Genomic DNA, 16,035 nt, shown 5'->3' with positions numbered 1-16,035 from the left:
TCCGCGGCACCCCTGGCCGCGCCCGACCTGGAGGCTGTGTTGGCTGCCGAGACCGCCGAGGGCTCTGAGCTTCCCGGTGCCGAGTTCGTCGTCGTCGCGAACCGGTTACCCGTCGATCTGGAGAAGCTGCCCGACGGCAGCACCCGCTGGAAGCGCAGCCCCGGCGGGCTGGTCACGGCCCTGGAGCCGATGCTGCGCAGCCGCGAGGGCGCGTGGGTGGGCTGGCCCGGTCTCGCCGACGCGGAGGTCGAGCCGCTCGTCGAGGACGGCCTGCAGCTGCACCCGGTGATGTTGACGGCCGAGGAGGTCGCCGACTACTACGAGGGCTTCTCCAACGGCTGCCTGTGGCCGCTCTACCACGACGTCGTGGCGCCGCCGGCTTTCCACCGGCACTGGTGGCGCGCCTACGTGCGGGTCAACCAGCGGTTCGCGGAGGCGGTCGCCGAGGTCGCGGCGCCGGGCGCGACGATCTGGATCCAGGACTACCAGCTGCAGCTCCTCCCGGCCGCGCTGCGCGAGCTGCGCCCCGATCTGCGGATCGGTTTCTTCCTGCACATCCCGTTCCCGCCCACCGAGCTGTTCCTGCAGCTGCCGTGGCGCCGCGAGATCGTGGAGGGGCTCCTGGGCGCGGATCTCGTCGGCTTCCACACCGCGGGTGGCGCACGCAACTTCCGGTCGTTGGCCACCCGGCTGACCGACGCGAAGCCCGGCCACAACCGGCTCGAGGTCGAGCTCGGTGACCGGCACATCAGGGTCGGGGCGTTCCCGATCTCCATCGACGCCGCGGCGCTGGACAAGATCGCCCGCAGCGAGGCCGCGCAGAAGCGCGCCGCGGAGATCCGGGCCGACCTGGGCGAGCCGCGGCGCATCCTGCTGGGCGTCGACCGGCTCGACTACACCAAGGGCATCGACGTCCGGCTCAAGGCGTTCCACGAGCTGCTGACCGAGGGCACGGTCGACGCCGAGGACGTCGTCATGATCCAGCTGGCGACGCCGAGCCGGGAGCGCGTCGAGCACTACCAGCAGATGCGCGACGACATCGAGCTCACCGTCGGGCGGATCAACGGCGAGTTCTCCCGGGTCGGCCACCCCGCGGTGCACTACCTGCACCAGGCCCTGCCGCGGGAGGAGCTGGCCGCGTTCTTCGTCGCTGCCGACGTCATGCTCGTGACGCCGCTGCGCGACGGGATGAACCTCGTCGCCAAGGAGTACGTGGCCTGCCGGTTCGACCTCGGCGGCGCCCTGGTGCTCTCGGAGTTCGCGGGTGCCGCCGTCGAGATGACACAGGCGTACCTGGTCAACCCGCACGACACCGACGGCATCAAGGCGACGATCGCCGAGGCGGTGAACGCGCCGGCCGCGGAGAACCGCAAGCGGATGAAGGCGCTGCGCCGCCAGGTCATGTCCCACGACGTCGACCGGTGGGCACGCTCGTTCCTGTCCGCACTGGGGCTGCCGGAGCCCGCGGATGGCTGACGACGCGGGGCTCGTGGCGGCCCTGGAGCGGGCCGCCCGCGTTCCGCGGCTGCTGGTCGCGCTGGACTTCGACGGGGTGCTCGCCCCGATCGTCGACGTCCCGTCGGCGGCGCGGCCGCTGCCGGCGTCGGCGGAGGCGGTCGCGGGGCTGGCCGCGTTGCCGCGGACGACGGTCGCGATGGTGTCGGGCCGCGGCCTCGACGACCTGCGCGCGGTGTCGGGGTTCGGGCCGCCGGTGGTGCTCGTCGGCAGTCACGGCGGCGAGTTCTCCGACGCGGCGGGCGACTTCCTCGACGAGGACCAGCGTGCGCGGCGGGCGGATCTGCTCGTCGAGCTCGAGAAGCTGATCGAGGGCGAGCCCGGGGTGGCGCTGGAGCGCAAGCCCGCCGGTGCGGCGGTGCACGTGCGCAACGCGGCACCGGACGTCGCGGAGCGGGTGCTCGCGGCGGTCCGGTCGGGTCCTGCTGCGGCCCCGGGCGTCGACCCGACCGAGGGCAAGGCCGTCATCGACCTCGCGGTGCTGGAGGTGAGCAAGGGCGGCGCGATCGACGTGCTGCGCAGCCGGACGGGTGCGGACGCCGTCGTCTTCGCGGGCGACGACGTCACCGACGAGACGGGGTTCTCCCGCCTCGGGGACGGCGACGTCGGTGTCAAGGTGGGCGAGGGCCCGACCGCCGCCGCGCACCGGGTCGCCGACCCGGAGGCGATGTCACGGGTGCTGGGACTGCTGCGCGACGCCCGCGCGGCGCGCTGACTCACCAGCCCGAGAAGAACCTCGACTCGCGCGGCCCCTTGCTGGTGGTGCCGACGACGAGCTCGGTGGGCAGCACGACCTGCCGGGGCCGGTTGCGCTCGCCGCGTTCGAGCAGCAGCTCACCCGCGACCTGGCCCTTCTCGAGGACCGGCTGGCGAATGGTGGTGAGCCCGGCCCGTTCGGCCTCGGGGACACCGTCGAAGCCGGTGACCGTGAGGTCGTCGGGAACGGCGAGGCCGCGCGCGGTGGCGTGGCGCAGGGCGCCGAGGGCGAGGATGTCGGAGGTGCAGACCAGGGCGGTGATGCCCGGGTGCGCGGCGAGGAGCTCCGCGGCGGCGGCCTCGCCCGCGTCGACGGAGTGGTCGTAGCGTTCGTGGACGGGCACGTCGGCCCAGTCGACGCCGGCCTCGGCGAACCCTTCGCGCAGGCCGTCGAGCCGGGCGCGCTGCACGGGGTAGGACGTCCGTTCCTGGCGGGCGAGGTCGGCGCGACCGTCCTGGGCGTCGGGGCCCAGGCGCATGCAGAGCACGCCGATGCGGCGGTGACCGAGGCCCGTGAGGTGGCGGGCCATGCCGAGCATGGCGGCGCGGTCGTCGATGCCTACGCGGTCGACGCCGTCGATCCCGACGGGCTGGTCGCAGACGACGGTCGGAACGGGGCGTTCGAGGACGGCGAGGAAGTGCGGGTCGTCCTCGCGGACGGAGTAGACGACGAACCCGTCGACGCCCGCCTGGTGCACCGTGGTGACGTCGGGCTGCGACGGGCTGACGGGGATGAGCAGGAGCCCCTGACCGGCCTGCTCGCACGCGAGTGCGAGGCCTTCGAGGAAGCCTGTGGCGACGGGGTCCCGGAAGGCGTAGGAGAGCGCCTCGGTGAGCAGGAGCCCGACGGCACCGGCACGTCGGGTGCGCAGCGACCGGGCGACGGGGTCCGGTCCGGGGTAGCCCAGGCGGCGGGCGGCTTCCAGCACCCGGGTACGCAGCGTCGCCGACAGCTGATCGGGCCGGTTGTAGGCGTTGGACACGGTGGTCCTCGACACCCCCAGCTCGGCAGCGAGGGATGCCAGCGTGGCAGGCCTGCGCGCGTTGGGCTGGGACATTCCCCGAACCTAGCCAGGCGGGTGGCGCAGCACAAAGCCCGGGGGGCCGTGGGGGTCATCGCAATCGGGCCCGGACGATCGTTGCCTTCCGCGCCGGGTGCCACTGTAGAGTGAATTGACAACGGTTTTCAATACAGATATGCGCACTCGTTGATACGGAGTCCCGACATGACCCTGCGCCGCATCGCCACCACCCTGGGTGGCGCGCTCCTCGCCGCGGCCGTGCTCGCCGCCTGCGGCGGCGGCAGCAACACCCCCGCCCCGCCCACGACCGACGCCGGCGGCAAGGTCGCGGTCGTCGCCTCGACCGACGTCTACGGCGCCGTGGTCCGCGCCGTCGGTGGTGACCGCGTCGACGTCACCTCGATCATCGACGACCCCGCCAAGGACCCCCACGAGTACGAGACCACCCCCGCCGACGCGCTCGCCGTCGGCAAGGCGGCGCTCGTCGTCGTCAACGGCGGGCACTACGACGACTTCGCGACGAAGCTCGTCGACGCCGCGCAGACCCCGCCGCAGACCATCGACGTCTCCGCCCTGTCCGGCCTGGAGGCGCAGGTCCCCGCGGGCGAGGAGTTCAACGAGCACGTCTGGTACAGCCTGCCGACGATGACGAAGCTCGCCCAGACCCTGGCCGCCGACCTCGGCAGGATCGACGCCGCCGGCGCGGCGACCTACACCGCCAACGCCGCCACCTTCACCACGAAGATCGACGCACTGACCGCGAAGCTCGACGCCGTCAAGGCCACCCACGCCGGGACGGCCGTCGCGATCACCGAACCCGTCCCGCTGTACATGGTCGAGGCCGCCGGGCTGAAGAACGTCACCCCCGAGGCGTTCTCCGAGGCCGTCGAGGAGGGCAACGACCCGCCCGCCGCCGTCCTCCAGCAGACCCTCGCGGTGTTCAGCGGTGGCGCCGCGAAGGTCCTCGTCGTCAACGCCCAGACCGACAGCCCGGCCACCCAGCAGGTCGAGCAGGCCGCCACCGCGGCAGGCGTGCCCGTCGTCGAGGTGACCGAGACACTCCCCGCCGGCGCGACCGACTACGTTTCGTGGCAGTCCCAGCAGATCGACGCGCTCACCACGGCGCTCGGATGACACTCCTCCGGGAAGGTGCGATGACCCGCCCGCACGACGCCGACGGCCGCGGCCCCGCCGCCGTCGAGCTTCGGGGTGCCACCGTGCGGTTCGGGGCACGCACGCTCTGGGAGGGGCTCGACCTCGACATCCCCGGCGGCGAGTTCGTCGCGGTCCTGGGCCCCAACGGATCCGGCAAGACGACGCTGCTGCGCGTCCTGCTCGGGCTGCAACCGGTCCAAGCGGGCGAGGTGCTCGTCGACGGGCGCCCGGTCCGCCGCGGCGGCGAGGGCATCGGGTACGTCCCCCAGCAGAAGTCGATCCCCGAGGACGTACCGCTGCGGGCACGTGACCTCGTCGGCCTCGGGCTCGACGGACACCACCTCGGCCTGGGCCTGCGTGGCCGCCGCGAACGCGCCCGCCGGGTCGACGACGCACTCGCCGCGGTCGGCGCCACCGGATACGCGCACGCACCGGTCGGGCGGCTCTCCGGCGGCGAGCAGCAGCGGCTGCGGGTGGCGCAGGCGCTCGTCGGCGACCCGCGGGTCCTGCTGTGCGACGAGCCGCTGCTCTCGCTCGACCTCGCCCACCAGCGGACGGTCAGCCGGCTCATCGACGAGCGCCGCCGCACCGCGGGGACGGCCGTCCTGTTCGTGACGCACGAGATCAACCCGATCCTGCCGCTCGTCGACCGGGTGCTCTACCTCGTCGACGGCAGGTTCCGGTTCGGCACCCCCGACGAGGTGATGACGTCGGAGACGCTGTCGGAGCTCTACCGCACCGACGTCGAGGTGCTGCGCGTGCGGGAGCGCCTCGTCGTCGTCGGCGTCGAGGCGTCCGGGCACTGCCACGGCGCCGTCGTCCCCGCCGAGGAGGCCGTCACCCCGTGAACGACATCCTCGACAAGCTCTTCACCTTCGACGGCACCGCCGAACTGCTGGGCCAGCCCTTCGTGCGCAACGCCCTGCTCGCCGCGGCGCTGCTGGGGCTCGTCGCGGGTGTCCTCGCGCCGCTGATCGTGGCGCGCGGCATGGGCTTCGCGGTGCACGGCACCTCGGAGCTCGCGTTCACCGGTGGCGCCGCGGCGCTGCTGATCGGGGTGAGCGTGAGCGTCGGCGCGGTCGCCGGTGCCGTCGTGGCGGGCCTGGTGTTCGGGCTGCTCGGGCTGCGCCAACGCGAACGCGACTCCGTGATCGGCGTGGTGCTGGCGTTCGGGCTGGGCCTCGGCGTCCTGTTGCTGGCGCTCTACCCGGGGCGGGCGTCGAACAAGTTCGGGCTGCTCACGGGATCGATCGTCTCGGTCGACTCCACCAACCTCTGGGTTCTCGTCGTCGTGACGATACTGGTGCTCGCGACGATGGCCGTCGTCTACCGGCCGCTGCTGTTCGCCAGCACCGACCCCGAGGTCGCCGTCGCCCGCGGCGTACCCGTGCGGCTGCTCTCACCGCTCTTCGCGGTGCTCATCGCGCTGGTCACCGCGCTCGCCGTGCCGATCGTCGGCGCGATCCTCGTCCTGTCAGTGACGATCATCCCCGGCGCCGCCGCGGCCCGCGTCACCGCGAGCCCCCTGGTGGCGACGATCCTGGCCGTCGTCATCGCGGAGGTCGCCCTCGTCGGCGGCACGATCCTGTCGCTCGCGCCCGGCCTGCCCATCTCCGGTTACGTCGCGACGATCGCGTTCCTCGGCTACCTCGCCTGCCGCGTCGTCGGCCGGGCCCGCGGCCAGGTCCGCACCGGCTGACGCGCCTGCCGGGACCTGCGCGGGTCAGCCGATCCGGCGGCGGCGCGCGACCTCGGCCAGCACGACACCCGCGGCCACCGACGCGTTGAGCGACTCCACCTCGCGCGCCAGCGGGATCGACACCGTGACGTCGCAGGTCTCGCGGACCAGCCGCGACAGGCCCTTGCCCTCCGAGCCCACGACCAGCACCAGCGGGTCGGTGGCCAGGTCGAAGTCGTCGATCGAGACATCGCCGTCGGCCGCCAGACCCGCGATCATCAGCCCGGTGTTGGCGTACTCCTGCAGCGTGCGGGTCAGGTTCGTCGCGCGGGCCACCGGCAGCCGCGCCGCCGTCCCTGCCGACGTCCGCCACGCCACCGCCGTCATCCCCGCCGCCCGCCGCTGCGGGACCACGACACCGTGCCCGCCGAACGCACTCACCGAGCGGACGATCGCCCCCAGGTTGCGCGGGTCGGTCACGCCGTCGAGCGCCGCGATCAGCGCCGGCGAACCGGACTCGCCCGCCAGCTCAAGCAGCTCGTCGGGGTGCGCGTACTCGTAGGGCGGCACGACGAGCGCGACCCCCTGGTGCAGCGCACCACCGGCCATGCGGTCGAGATCGTTGCGGGGCACCTCGAGAATCGAGATGCCCGCGTCGGCCGCCAGGTGCACGGCCTCCTTGATCCGCTCGTCGGACGTGGCGCCGACGGCGACGTGCAGCGCGGTCGCCGGGGCACCCGCACGCAGACACTCCACGACCGGGTTGCGCCCCAGCACCGTTTCCGGGGTCTCGCCGTCGCCCGCGCGGCGGCTGCGGTTGCCCGCGCCACCGCCCTGCCGGCCGGCGACCTTGGCCTGCGCCTTCGCGTCGCGCGCGGCCTTGCGCGCCGCCGGGTGCCCGGGGCGCATCGACGCCGGCGGCGTCGGCCCCTTGCCCGTCAGCCCGCGGCGGCGCTGACCGCCGGACCCGACGACGGCACCCTTCTTCGTGCCGTCCTTGCGCGTCGCACCGCGTCGCCTGGAATTGCCCGCCATCTACCTGCTACCTCGCTGAACCGTCACTGAACGTCCTTGAGCGACCAGGTCGGCCCGTCCGGGCCGTCCTCGACCGCGATACCCGCGCTGGTCAGCCGGTCGCGCACCTCGTCGGCGGCGGCGAAGTCGCGGCTCGCGCGCGCCTCCTGCCGCTTCACCAGCAGGTCGTCGACCAGGACACCGAGCGCCGCGATGGCCGCCGTGTCCGACCCGCCGGCGACCCACTTCTCGTCGAGCGGATCGAGGCCGAGCACGCCGGTCATGGCCCGCACCGACTCCGCGGCCGTGCGGGCGGCGCCGCGATCGCCCCCGTCGAGCGCGGAGTTCCCCTCGCGCACCGTGTTGTGGACGACCGCCAGCGCGCCGGGCGTGCCGAGGTCGTCGTCGAGAGCGGCCGCGAACTCGGCCGGCACCTTCGCCGCGACGTCGGGCGTGCCGACACGCTCGGCGACCCGGCCGACGAACGACTCGATCCGCCGGTACGCCGACACCGATTCGGCCAGCGCCGCGTCGGAGTACTCGATCGCCGACCGGTAGTGCGGCCCCACGAGGTAGTAGCGCAGCTCGACGCCGCGGACCCGCTGCAGAATCGCCGGGATCGACAGCGTGTTGCCCAACGACTTGGACATCTTCTCGCCGCCCATGGTGACCCAGGCGTTGTGCAGCCAGTAGCGGGCGAACCCGTCGCCCGCCGCGTGCGACTGCGCCTGCTCGTTCTCGTGGTGCGGGAACACCAGGTCGAGGCCGCCGCCGTGGATGTCGAACTCGGGCCCCAGGTAGGCCGTGGCCATCGCCGAACACTCCAGGTGCCAGCCCGGACGCCCTGCGCCCCACGGGGTCGGCCACGACGGCTCGCCCGGCTTGACGCCCTTCCAGAGCGTGAAGTCGAGCGGGTCGCGCTTGTCGCCGCAGTCGCCCTCGCCCTGCGCGACGTCGTCGACCTTCTGCCCCGACAGGGCCCCGTACTCCGGGAACGACCGCACCGAGAAGTAGACGTCGCCACCCGCGGCATACGCGTGGCCGCGATCGATCAGGCGCTCCATCAGCTCGACCATCTGCGTGATGTGCCCGGTGGCCCGCGGCTCGACCGACGCGGGCAGGCAGCCCAGCGCGTCGTACGCCGCCGAGAAGGCGCGCTCGTGCGTGGTGGCCCACTCCCACCACGGACGGCCGGCGTCGGCGGCCTTGCGGAGGATCTTGTCGTCGATGTCGGTCACATTGCGCACCAACAGGACGTCGTGGCCGGTGTGGGTCAGCCAGCGGCGCAGCACGTCGTAGTTGAGGCTGCTGCGGACGTGACCGATGTGCGGCACACCCTGGACGGTGGCCCCACAGACGTACATCGACACGGTCCCGGCCCGCAGCGGGACGAAGTCACGCTGCTCCCTGGTCGCGGTGTCGTGCAGTCGCAGGCTCACCCCACACAGACTACGGGTGACCAGGTCGGCGTCGATCGTCGGCCCGGACTCACGCACCGGCGACGAGAGGTCCCATTCGTCCAAGACGGCGACGCCGCGGCACGGCACGCTCGGGCCATGGCCGACATCATCCGGATCACCCCGAAGCTCGTCGTCGGTGACGGCGCCGCCGCCCTCGCCTTCTACACCGAGGCCCTCGGCGCGACCGTCGAGGAGAGCTACACCGTCGACGGGCGGATCGTGCACGCCACGCTGACCGTCGGCGTGCTGCGGTTCGAGCTCAAGGACGCGGGCGACGGCGACCCCGCGCCGGTGGCGGACCGGCACCCGCCGGTGCTCATGTCGCTGGCCGTGACCGACGCCGACGCCGTCACCGACCGGCTGCTCGCGGCCGGCGCGACCGTCGTGTACCCGGTGGCCGACCAGGAGTACGGGGCGCGCGGCGGCCGGGTCGCCGATCCGTTCGGGCACCACTGGATGGTGTCGACGCCGATCGAGTCGCTCGGCCCCGACGAGGTCCAGGCCCGCCTCGACGCACTGCCGTAGCAGGCGAACCCGTTGCGCCCCAGGCACACCGCCACCGCCGGGTCCGCCGTGCGGCCGGCCCCGGCCCCGGTCACGCCGCGGTCCGGCCGCGGCCGGACCCGGTGGCCGGGTGCCGCCTGACGGAGCAGCGGGACGATCAGGGCGCCGGGACGATCAGCGCCGTCGCGATCGCCGCGACGCCCTCGCCGCGACCGGTGAGGCCGAGACCGTCGGTCGTCGTGCCCGAGACGGCGACCGGCCCGCCGACGGCGTCGGACAGCACACGCTGCGCCTCGCCGCGACGCGTCCCGATCTTCGGGGCGTTACCGATCACCTGTACCGCGGCGTTGCCGACGACCCAACCGTCGCGCCCCAGCAGCCTGCGCACCTCGGCGAGCAGCTGCACGCCACCCGCGCCCGCCCACTCCGGGCGGCCGGTACCGAACACCGCGCCCAGATCACCCAGGCCCGCGGCCGACAGCAACGCGTCGCACAACGCATGGGATGCGACGTCACCGTCGGAGTGCCCGGCGCAGCCGTCGACGCCCTCCCACCACAGCCCCGCCATCCAGCACGGACGACCCGGGTCGACGGGATGCACGTCGGTGCCGACGCCGACGCGGGGGATCGCAGCGATCATCGCGCGACCGTACCCGCCGCTTCCCCCGGGATCCCGTCACTCACCAGGTGGTCGGCGAGCCTGTGGTCCCACGGCGTCGTCACCTTCATCGCCGCGGGATCACCGGGAACGGTGTGCACGCTCTCACCCAACGCCTCGACGAGACCCGCGTCGTCGGTCGCGGCCGCACCGGCGGCGGCGGCCGTGCGGTGCGCCCGCAGCAACAGCTCCGGCGCGAAACCCTGCGGGGTCTGGACCGCGCGCAGCACGGACCTGTCGACCGTGGCCACGACGGCGCCCGTCCGGTCGACACGCTTGACGGTGTCGGCCACCGGCAGCACCGGGACCACCGCCCGATGACCGGCCCGGACCGCCTCGACGACGGCCGCGACCAGCGCGGGAGGTGTCAACGGACGGGCCGCGTCGTGGACGAGCACGACCTCGACCTCGTCGTCCAGGATTGCGCGCGCAGAACCGTCACCAACAGATGGTTCCGATCGTTCATCCCCGGTGTGGACGCCGTTCGGATCCCCGACACCGCGCAGCGCGCCGAGGGCGCACAGCACGGAAGCGGTCCTGTCGGCACCACCGGCGAGCACGGTGACGGGACGCCCGTGGAGCAACTCACCCGCACGGTCGACGAGCTCCGCCGGCGCGGCGACCACGACATGGTCGACCACACCGGACGCGAGCAGCCCGTCGACGGCACGGACCAGCATCGGAACACCACCGACCGGCACGAACGCCTTCGGCTCACCGGCACCCAGTCGCTGACCGGAGCCCGCTGCGGGGACCACCGCGACGACGCTCACGACATCCGCCGGAAGAGGAAGTACGTACGAACCGGCCGGAGGGCTCAGGCCGTCGCGGCCGTCGCCAGCACCTCGTCGAGCAGGACCTCGGCCCGCTCCTCGTCGGTGCCCTCGGCGAGCGCCAGCTCGCTCACGAGGATCTGGCGGGCCTTGGCCAACATGCGCTTCTCGCCCGCGGACAAGCCACGGTCCTTCTCACGCCGCCACAGGTCGCGCACCACTTCGGCCACCTTGTTCACATCGCCGGAGGCGAGCTTCTCGAGGTTGGCCTTGTACCGCCGCGACCAGTTGGTCGGCTCCTCGGTGTGCGGCGCCCGGAGCACCTCGAACACCTTGTCGAGGCCTTCCTGGCCCACGACGTCGCGGACGCCGACGACCTCGGCGTTCTCCGCAGGAACACGCACCGTGAGATCACCCTGGGCAACCTTCAGGACGAGGTACTTGCGCTCCTCGCCCTTGATCGTCCGGGTCTCGATGGCCTCGATGAGAGCGGCACCGTGGTGCGGGTAGACGACGGTCTCTCCGACCTTAAAAACCATGTGTCCTCTGCCCCTTTCGCTGAACCCAGGTTAACACGGTCGGACCTCCCCTCGCCCGGCGGGATACACCGTCGTCGCAGGTCACGGGCTTGACAACACGGGCCAAACGTGCCTCAACCGCCCCATGTGTGACGTTGGTGACGGACCCCGCACGCGGTGTGACCGCCGATGCGGCCGGATGCGGACCCCGCCACGGCGGACGGACGACCGGACGTGTGACCGGACGTGTGACCGGAGGCGCGTTGCCGGTACCCACACCGCCGCGGCTACGCTTCCGCCTGGTCGCCCGATCCCTCGGGACCGGCCCCACCGCCACGAAAGGACCTGGAGACCCGTGAGCCGCAGCGAGCGCATCCGTCCGACGCGCGCAGCCCTGGTCGCCGGCGCCCTGATCGGCGCGCTCGCCCTTGCAGGGTGCGGTGCGGGCCAGATCGCCCAGACCGCCGAGCAGCAGGCCGCCGTCTCCGGGGCCAACCTGACGACCCAGCACATCGAGATCCGCAACGCCGAGATCGAGTTCCTGGTCGGCGGCTCACAGCGCCTCGCCGCCTACACCGCGGGCTCGTCGGCGCCGGTCACGGTGTCGATCGCCAACGACGACGACCTGCCCGACCGGCTGCTCTCCGCGAGCAGCCCGGTCGCCGAGAGCATCCGCATCACCGGCGACACCCAGATCGCCGCACACGGCGCCCTCACCGCGAGCGCCACCCCTGGCGGCGTCGTCGGCAACGTGGGCACGCCGATCGAGATCAGCCTCGAGGGCCTGCGCCAGGACATCGGCCCCGGCCTGAGCTACCCGGTCACGTTCGTCTTCGAGCGCGCCGGCAGCGTGACCGTCGACATGCCGATGGGCAACGCCGACAACCTCGTTCCGGGCGGAGGCGCCCCGAACGCCTCCGGTGGTTCGGGCGAGTCCGGCACCGGCGGGAACGGCGGCCGCTGACCGGCCGGACCCGCGCCGCCCGCGCGGGGTTCGTCTGCTCCGAGTGCGGCCACCAGGCCGCCCAGTGGGTGGGCCGCTGCCCGTCGTGCCAGGCGTGGGGAACCCTTGCGCAGCAGTCGGTCCCGACGGGCCGCACGCCACGCGTCGCGGCCGGGGCGCCCTCGGCACCGGCGCGCCGGATCGCCGACGTCGAGCTCGACACCGCCCGCGCCCGCCCGACGGGCGTCGACGAGCTCGACCGCGTCCTCGGCGGGGGGCTCGTCCCGGGTGCAGTGGTCCTGCTGGCCGGGGAACCGGGCGTCGGCAAGTCGACGCTGTTGCTCGAGGTCGCCGCGAAGGCCGCCCAGCGGGGACGCGTCCTCTACGTCACCGGCGAGGAGTCGGCCGGGCAGGTGCGGCTGCGCGCCGAACGCACCGGAGGCGTGCACGACGAGCTCTACCTGGCCGCCGAGTCCGACCTCGGCTCGATCCTCGGCCACCTCGACGCCCTGCAGCCCGAGCTGCTGATCGTCGACTCGATCCAGACGATGTCCACATCGGACGTCGAGGGCAACGTGGGCGGCGTGACCCAGGTACGGGCCGTCACCATCGGCCTCACCGCCACCGCCAAGGAACGCGGGCTGCCCGTCGTGCTCGTCGGGCACGTCACCAAGGACGGCTCGATCGCCGGGCCGCGGGTGCTCGAACACCTCGTCGACGTCGTGCTCGCGTTCGAGGGTGACAAACAGTCGACACTGCGCATGGTCCGCGGCGTGAAGAACCGCTTCGGCCCCGCCGACGAGGTCGGCTGCTTCGAACTGCGCGACGAGGGCATCGTCGGGCTCGCCGACCCCTCCGGACTGTTCCTCGCCCGGTTCGGCGCCACCCGCGACTCCGTCGTCCCGGGTACCGCCGTCACCGTCGTCATGGACGGCCGCAGACCGATGCTGGCCGAGGTCCAGGCGCTGGTTGCCGGGGCCAACATCCCCAGCCCGCGCCGGGCCGTCTCAGGTCTCGACAGCGCACGCGTCGCGATGCTGCTGGCCGTGCTGGAACGGCGGGTCGGGGTCAAGCTGGCCGACTCCGAGGTCTACACGGCCACCGTCGGCGGGATGAAGGTGCTCGAACCGGCCGCCGACCTCGCCCTCGCCCTCGCCGTCGTCTCCGCGAAGCGCGACCTCGCCCTCCCCCCGGACATGATCCTGATCGGCGAGATCGGGCTGGCGGGCGAGGTGCGGCGGGTCAGCGGCGTCGGCAGGCGCCTCGCCGAGGCCGCCCGGCTGGGCTTCACCCAGGCGCTGGTGCCACCCGACAGCGACGCGAAATCCGTCGGCATGAAGGTGCAGGAGGTCGCCGACCTCGGCCAGGTCGTCCGACGCCTCCGCCGCGACTGACGGCCGCCCGCACACCCTCGCCGCCGGCCCCCGCGCGGCACCGCGGATGCGTCCGGCCCTCCCTGCGGCGGAACCGCGGCACGGGTCAGGGCGTCAGCAGGAACGGCGTCGGCGGGCTGATCAGGTCGTCGATGCGCGTCAACAGGCGGTAGGCGCCCGCCGGGACGACCGTCCGCGCCGCCGCACACCCCGGCGTCGACGTCCGGCCCTGCCACGTCACCGAGAACGACACCGGCTGCCCCGGAACCAACGTCCGAAGGTCGGGTCTGGCCGGGTTGGCGCAGTCGTTGCTCGACCAGAGCCGGTCCACACCGTCGCCGCTCCACACGACGATCTCCAGCCGGCTCCCGTCGAGGTCACGCACGCACGGCTGGCCGCTCGTGTTGGTCACCACGACACCCACCACCGGCCTGTCCCCCACCTTGTGGTCGGTCCGGTCGATCGTGGCGCCGACGCTGAGCATGTCGTTGGTGCACGGGACCGGACCGGTCGGCGGGACCGTCGCCGGTGGCGGCGCGTCCGTGACCGGGACCGGGCTGCCCTCCACGCGGGCCTCGTCGGTGGCCGGGGCGGTCGTCGGGGCTCCCGACGACGGCACGACCTGGGTGCCGGGCCCCGTCGTCACCCCGGGGAGACCGGGCGCGAGGGGGGCCGACGGGTCGGCAGGCGCGATCGTGGGCGCGCCGAACGCGGTCGGGTCCCCCGGCGGCGGGGGCGGAGCGTCGCTGGGCAGCTCCGCCTGGTTCGCCGCGAGCGTCGTCTTCTCCTCGCTCGTCGCCTCCGTGCGCCCGTGCACCAGCGCGGCGACGGTCAGCCCCAACATCGCGAACAGGACCACGACGGATGCGAGAGCCACCCAGCGACGACGCCAGTAGACGGTCGCGGGCAGCGGTCCGGACGGCTCCCACATGTGACGGAGAGTAGGTCGGCGATTACCACCAGGAGCCGACGTGGGCCCGGCGTGGCGCAGTACCACCCCCGGAAACCACCCGGGCGAATGACGTGGTTGCGTCCGCACCCGCGTCGCGCTTGACTCGTGGCGTGATGCGCATGCGGCTGCAGTTCTTCTGGCCCAGCCGCCGCGCCGTGCACTTCGACGAGTTCTGTCGGCCGGCCGCGTAGCGACCGCCCACGGGCGGTCCCTCGTGGCCTCCGCGCGCCCCGACCGACTGCGGGCGTCCGGCCCGCACCCGCCCTCGCCAGGGAGAACCCGTCATGTCCGTCACGGACGACCTGCTCGCCAACAACGCCACCTACGCCGAGACATTCTCCGGCCCACTGCCCCTGCCTCCCGCCAAGGGCGTCGCCGTCGTCGCCTGCATGGACGCCCGCCTCGACGTCTACCGCCTCCTCGGCCTCGACGAGGGCGAGGCGCACGTCATCCGCAACGCGGGCGGCGTCGTCACCGACGACGAGATCCGGTCGCTGGCCATCAGCCAGCGGCTGCTCGGCACCCGCGAGATCATCCTGATCCACCACACCGACTGCGGCATGCTCACCTTCACCGACGACGACTTCAAGCGGTCCATCCAGGAGGAGACCGGGATCAAGCCGCCCTGGGCCGCCGAGGCGTTCGGCGACCTGGAGGAGGACGTCCGCCAGTCGGTCGCCCGCATCACCGCGAGCCCGTTCGTCGCGCACAAGGACTCCGTGCGCGGCTTCGTGTTCGACGTCTCCACCGGGAAGCTGAACGAGGTCGCCTGACCCGTCCGGCACACCGGCCCGCGGGCGGTGGCACGATGCGCGTCGTGCCGCCGTCCGCCGCGCCGCTTCCCGACCCACCGCTGTCCGCGACGTTGGTCCCCTGGTACACCGCCGTCGCCCGCGACCTGCCCTGGCGACGGCCGGGGACCACCCCGTGGGGCGTCATGGTCAGCGAGTTCATGCTGCAGCAGACACCCGTCGCCCGCGTCGAACCCGTCTGGCTGCGCTGGATGGCCGACTGGCCCACACCCTCGGCGCTCGCCGCCGCCCCCCGCGCCGACGTGCTGCGCGCCTGGGGGAAGCTCGGCTACCCGCGCCGTGCGCTGCGCCTGCACGAGGCCGCCCGCGTCATCGCGACCGGGCACGACGACGTCGTGCCGTCCGACATCGAGGCCCTGGAAGCTCTCCCGGGGGTCGGTTCCTACACCGCCCGGGCCGTCGCGGCCTTCGGGTACGGGCGACGCTGCGCGGTCGTCGACACCAACGTCCGACGTGTCGTCGCCCGCGCCGTGCACGGCGACGGCGACGCGGGACCCGCGCGCGTGAAGGCTGATCTCGCCGACGTCGCGGCGCTGCTCCCGGTCGACGAGGCCGAGGCGGCGACCTTCTCCATCGCGATGATGGAGCTCGGCGCAGTCGTCTGCACCGCCCGCACCCCGCACTGCACCGCCTGCCCCATCCGCGACCGCTGCGCCTGGCTCGCCGCCGGCGCCCCCGCCTACGACGGCCCCCGACGCGCCCCGCAGGCCTTCGCCGGCACCGACCGGCAGGTCCGCGGCCGCCTCCTCGACGTCCTGCGGGACGCACCCGGCCCCGTCGACCGCGCCGCCCTCGACCGCGCCTGGAACGACCCCGGGCAACGCGACCGCTGCCTCGACTCCCTGCTCGTCGACGGGCTCGCCGAACAGCTCGCCGACGGCCGCTTCGCCCTACCGGCCTGA

Annotated in this window: 17 protein-coding genes; 10 read left to right on the top strand and 7 right to left on the bottom strand. The window is 73.5% G+C overall.

Features of this window, described 5'->3' with window-relative positions; translation table 11 throughout:
- Nucleotides 1–39 precede the first annotated feature (39 nt).
- Together AB7F12_RS19050 and otsB are read left to right on the top strand one after the other, a co-directional pair.
- Nucleotides 40–1,476: an alpha,alpha-trehalose-phosphate synthase (UDP-forming) gene (locus tag AB7F12_RS19050; RefSeq protein ID WP_428501094.1), complete on the top strand. Its 1,437-nt coding sequence runs from the start codon at nt 40–42 to the stop codon at nt 1,474–1,476.
- On the top strand, nt 1,469–2,230 hold the full coding sequence (gene otsB / locus AB7F12_RS19045; RefSeq protein ID WP_428501095.1) for a trehalose-phosphatase: 762 nt from the start codon (nt 1,469–1,471) through the stop codon (nt 2,228–2,230). The genes AB7F12_RS19050 and otsB overlap by 8 nt, the downstream gene beginning before the upstream one ends.
- A 1-nt stretch (nt 2,231) precedes the next feature.
- Here the strand turns inward: otsB and AB7F12_RS19040 are convergent, their stop codons facing one another.
- Entirely contained in the window at nt 2,232–3,329 is a 1,098-nt protein-coding gene (locus AB7F12_RS19040; protein ID WP_428501096.1) for a LacI family DNA-binding transcriptional regulator, read from the bottom strand.
- A 168-nt stretch (nt 3,330–3,497) separates the two neighbouring features.
- Between AB7F12_RS19040 and AB7F12_RS19035 the strand changes: the two genes are divergently transcribed.
- The 3 genes from AB7F12_RS19035 to AB7F12_RS19025 are packed head-to-tail and all read left to right on the top strand — an operon-like array spanning nt 3,498 to nt 6,147.
- A complete protein-coding gene (locus tag AB7F12_RS19035) occupies nt 3,498–4,427 on the top strand; it encodes a metal ABC transporter solute-binding protein, Zn/Mn family (RefSeq protein ID WP_428501097.1) in 930 nt (309 codons plus the stop codon).
- A 20-nt stretch (nt 4,428–4,447) separates the two neighbouring features.
- Nucleotides 4,448–5,296 (top strand): metal ABC transporter ATP-binding protein, encoded by an 849-nt coding sequence (locus tag AB7F12_RS19030; protein ID WP_428501098.1) that lies wholly within the window; start codon nt 4,448–4,450, stop codon nt 5,294–5,296.
- Nucleotides 5,293–6,147, top strand: a complete 855-nt coding sequence (locus tag AB7F12_RS19025; protein ID WP_428501099.1) for a metal ABC transporter permease — start codon at nt 5,293–5,295, stop codon at nt 6,145–6,147. The genes AB7F12_RS19030 and AB7F12_RS19025 overlap by 4 nt, the downstream gene beginning before the upstream one ends.
- A gap of 24 nt (nt 6,148–6,171) precedes the next feature.
- Here AB7F12_RS19025 and rlmB read toward each other — a convergent pair whose 3' ends face one another.
- Nucleotides 6,172–7,161: a 23S rRNA (guanosine(2251)-2'-O)-methyltransferase RlmB gene (gene rlmB / locus AB7F12_RS19020; protein ID WP_428501100.1), complete on the bottom strand. Its 990-nt coding sequence runs from the start codon at nt 7,159–7,161 to the stop codon at nt 6,172–6,174.
- A 23-nt stretch (nt 7,162–7,184) separates the two neighbouring features.
- Nucleotides 7,185–8,579: a cysteine--tRNA ligase gene (cysS, locus tag AB7F12_RS19015; RefSeq protein WP_428501101.1), complete on the bottom strand. Its 1,395-nt coding sequence runs from the start codon at nt 8,577–8,579 to the stop codon at nt 7,185–7,187.
- Nucleotides 8,580–8,696: 117 nt separating this feature from the next.
- On the opposite strand from cysS, the gene AB7F12_RS19010 reads away from it, so the two are divergent.
- Nucleotides 8,697–9,125, top strand: coding sequence for a VOC family protein (locus AB7F12_RS19010; protein ID WP_428501102.1), 429 nt, complete (start codon nt 8,697–8,699; stop codon nt 9,123–9,125).
- 136 nt (nt 9,126–9,261) lie between these two features.
- Here AB7F12_RS19010 and ispF read toward each other — a convergent pair whose 3' ends face one another.
- The 3 genes from ispF to AB7F12_RS18995 are packed head-to-tail and all read right to left on the bottom strand — an operon-like array spanning nt 9,262 to nt 11,074.
- The gene (gene ispF / locus AB7F12_RS19005; protein ID WP_428501103.1) at nt 9,262–9,744 is read right to left on the bottom strand and encodes a 2-C-methyl-D-erythritol 2,4-cyclodiphosphate synthase; all 483 of its coding nucleotides are present in this window, start codon (nt 9,742–9,744) and stop codon (nt 9,262–9,264) included.
- Nucleotides 9,741–10,535 (bottom strand): IspD/TarI family cytidylyltransferase, encoded by a 795-nt coding sequence (locus tag AB7F12_RS19000; protein ID WP_428501104.1) that lies wholly within the window; start codon nt 10,533–10,535, stop codon nt 9,741–9,743. Before AB7F12_RS19000 ends, ispF begins: the two co-directional genes overlap by 4 nt.
- 44 nt (nt 10,536–10,579) lie before the next feature.
- Nucleotides 10,580–11,074 carry a CarD family transcriptional regulator gene (locus AB7F12_RS18995; RefSeq protein WP_147112656.1) on the bottom strand — a complete coding sequence of 165 codons (495 nt, stop codon included), beginning with the start codon at nt 11,072–11,074 and terminating at the stop codon, nt 10,580–10,582.
- 334 nt (nt 11,075–11,408) lie between these two features.
- Here AB7F12_RS18995 and AB7F12_RS18990 point away from each other — a divergent pair, with 334 nt between their 5' ends.
- Nucleotides 11,409–12,017 (top strand): hypothetical protein, encoded by a 609-nt coding sequence (locus AB7F12_RS18990; RefSeq protein ID WP_428501117.1) that lies wholly within the window; start codon nt 11,409–11,411, stop codon nt 12,015–12,017.
- Nucleotides 12,014–13,390, top strand: coding sequence for a DNA repair protein RadA (gene radA / locus AB7F12_RS18985; protein WP_428501116.1), 1,377 nt, complete (start codon nt 12,014–12,016; stop codon nt 13,388–13,390). Before AB7F12_RS18990 ends, radA begins: the two co-directional genes overlap by 4 nt.
- A gap of 85 nt (nt 13,391–13,475) precedes the next feature.
- Here radA and AB7F12_RS18980 read toward each other — a convergent pair whose 3' ends face one another.
- The gene (locus tag AB7F12_RS18980) at nt 13,476–14,300 is read right to left on the bottom strand and encodes a hypothetical protein (RefSeq protein WP_428501105.1); all 825 of its coding nucleotides are present in this window, start codon (nt 14,298–14,300) and stop codon (nt 13,476–13,478) included.
- A 305-nt stretch (nt 14,301–14,605) separates the two neighbouring features.
- Here AB7F12_RS18980 and AB7F12_RS18975 point away from each other — a divergent pair, with 305 nt between their 5' ends.
- Nucleotides 14,606–15,094: a beta-class carbonic anhydrase gene (locus AB7F12_RS18975; RefSeq protein ID WP_428501106.1), complete on the top strand. Its 489-nt coding sequence runs from the start codon at nt 14,606–14,608 to the stop codon at nt 15,092–15,094.
- Between the two features lie 44 nt (nt 15,095–15,138).
- On the top strand, nt 15,139–16,035 hold the full coding sequence (locus tag AB7F12_RS18970; protein ID WP_428501107.1) for an A/G-specific adenine glycosylase: 897 nt from the start codon (nt 15,139–15,141) through the stop codon (nt 16,033–16,035).

Origin of the sequence: Pseudonocardia sp. (assembly GCF_050250275.1) — a bacterium.
Classification (GTDB): domain Bacteria; phylum Actinomycetota; class Actinomycetes; order Mycobacteriales; family Pseudonocardiaceae; genus Pseudonocardia.
The sequence above is the reverse complement of the archived record's forward strand: the minus strand, read 5'-3'. Positions and strand labels throughout refer to the sequence as shown.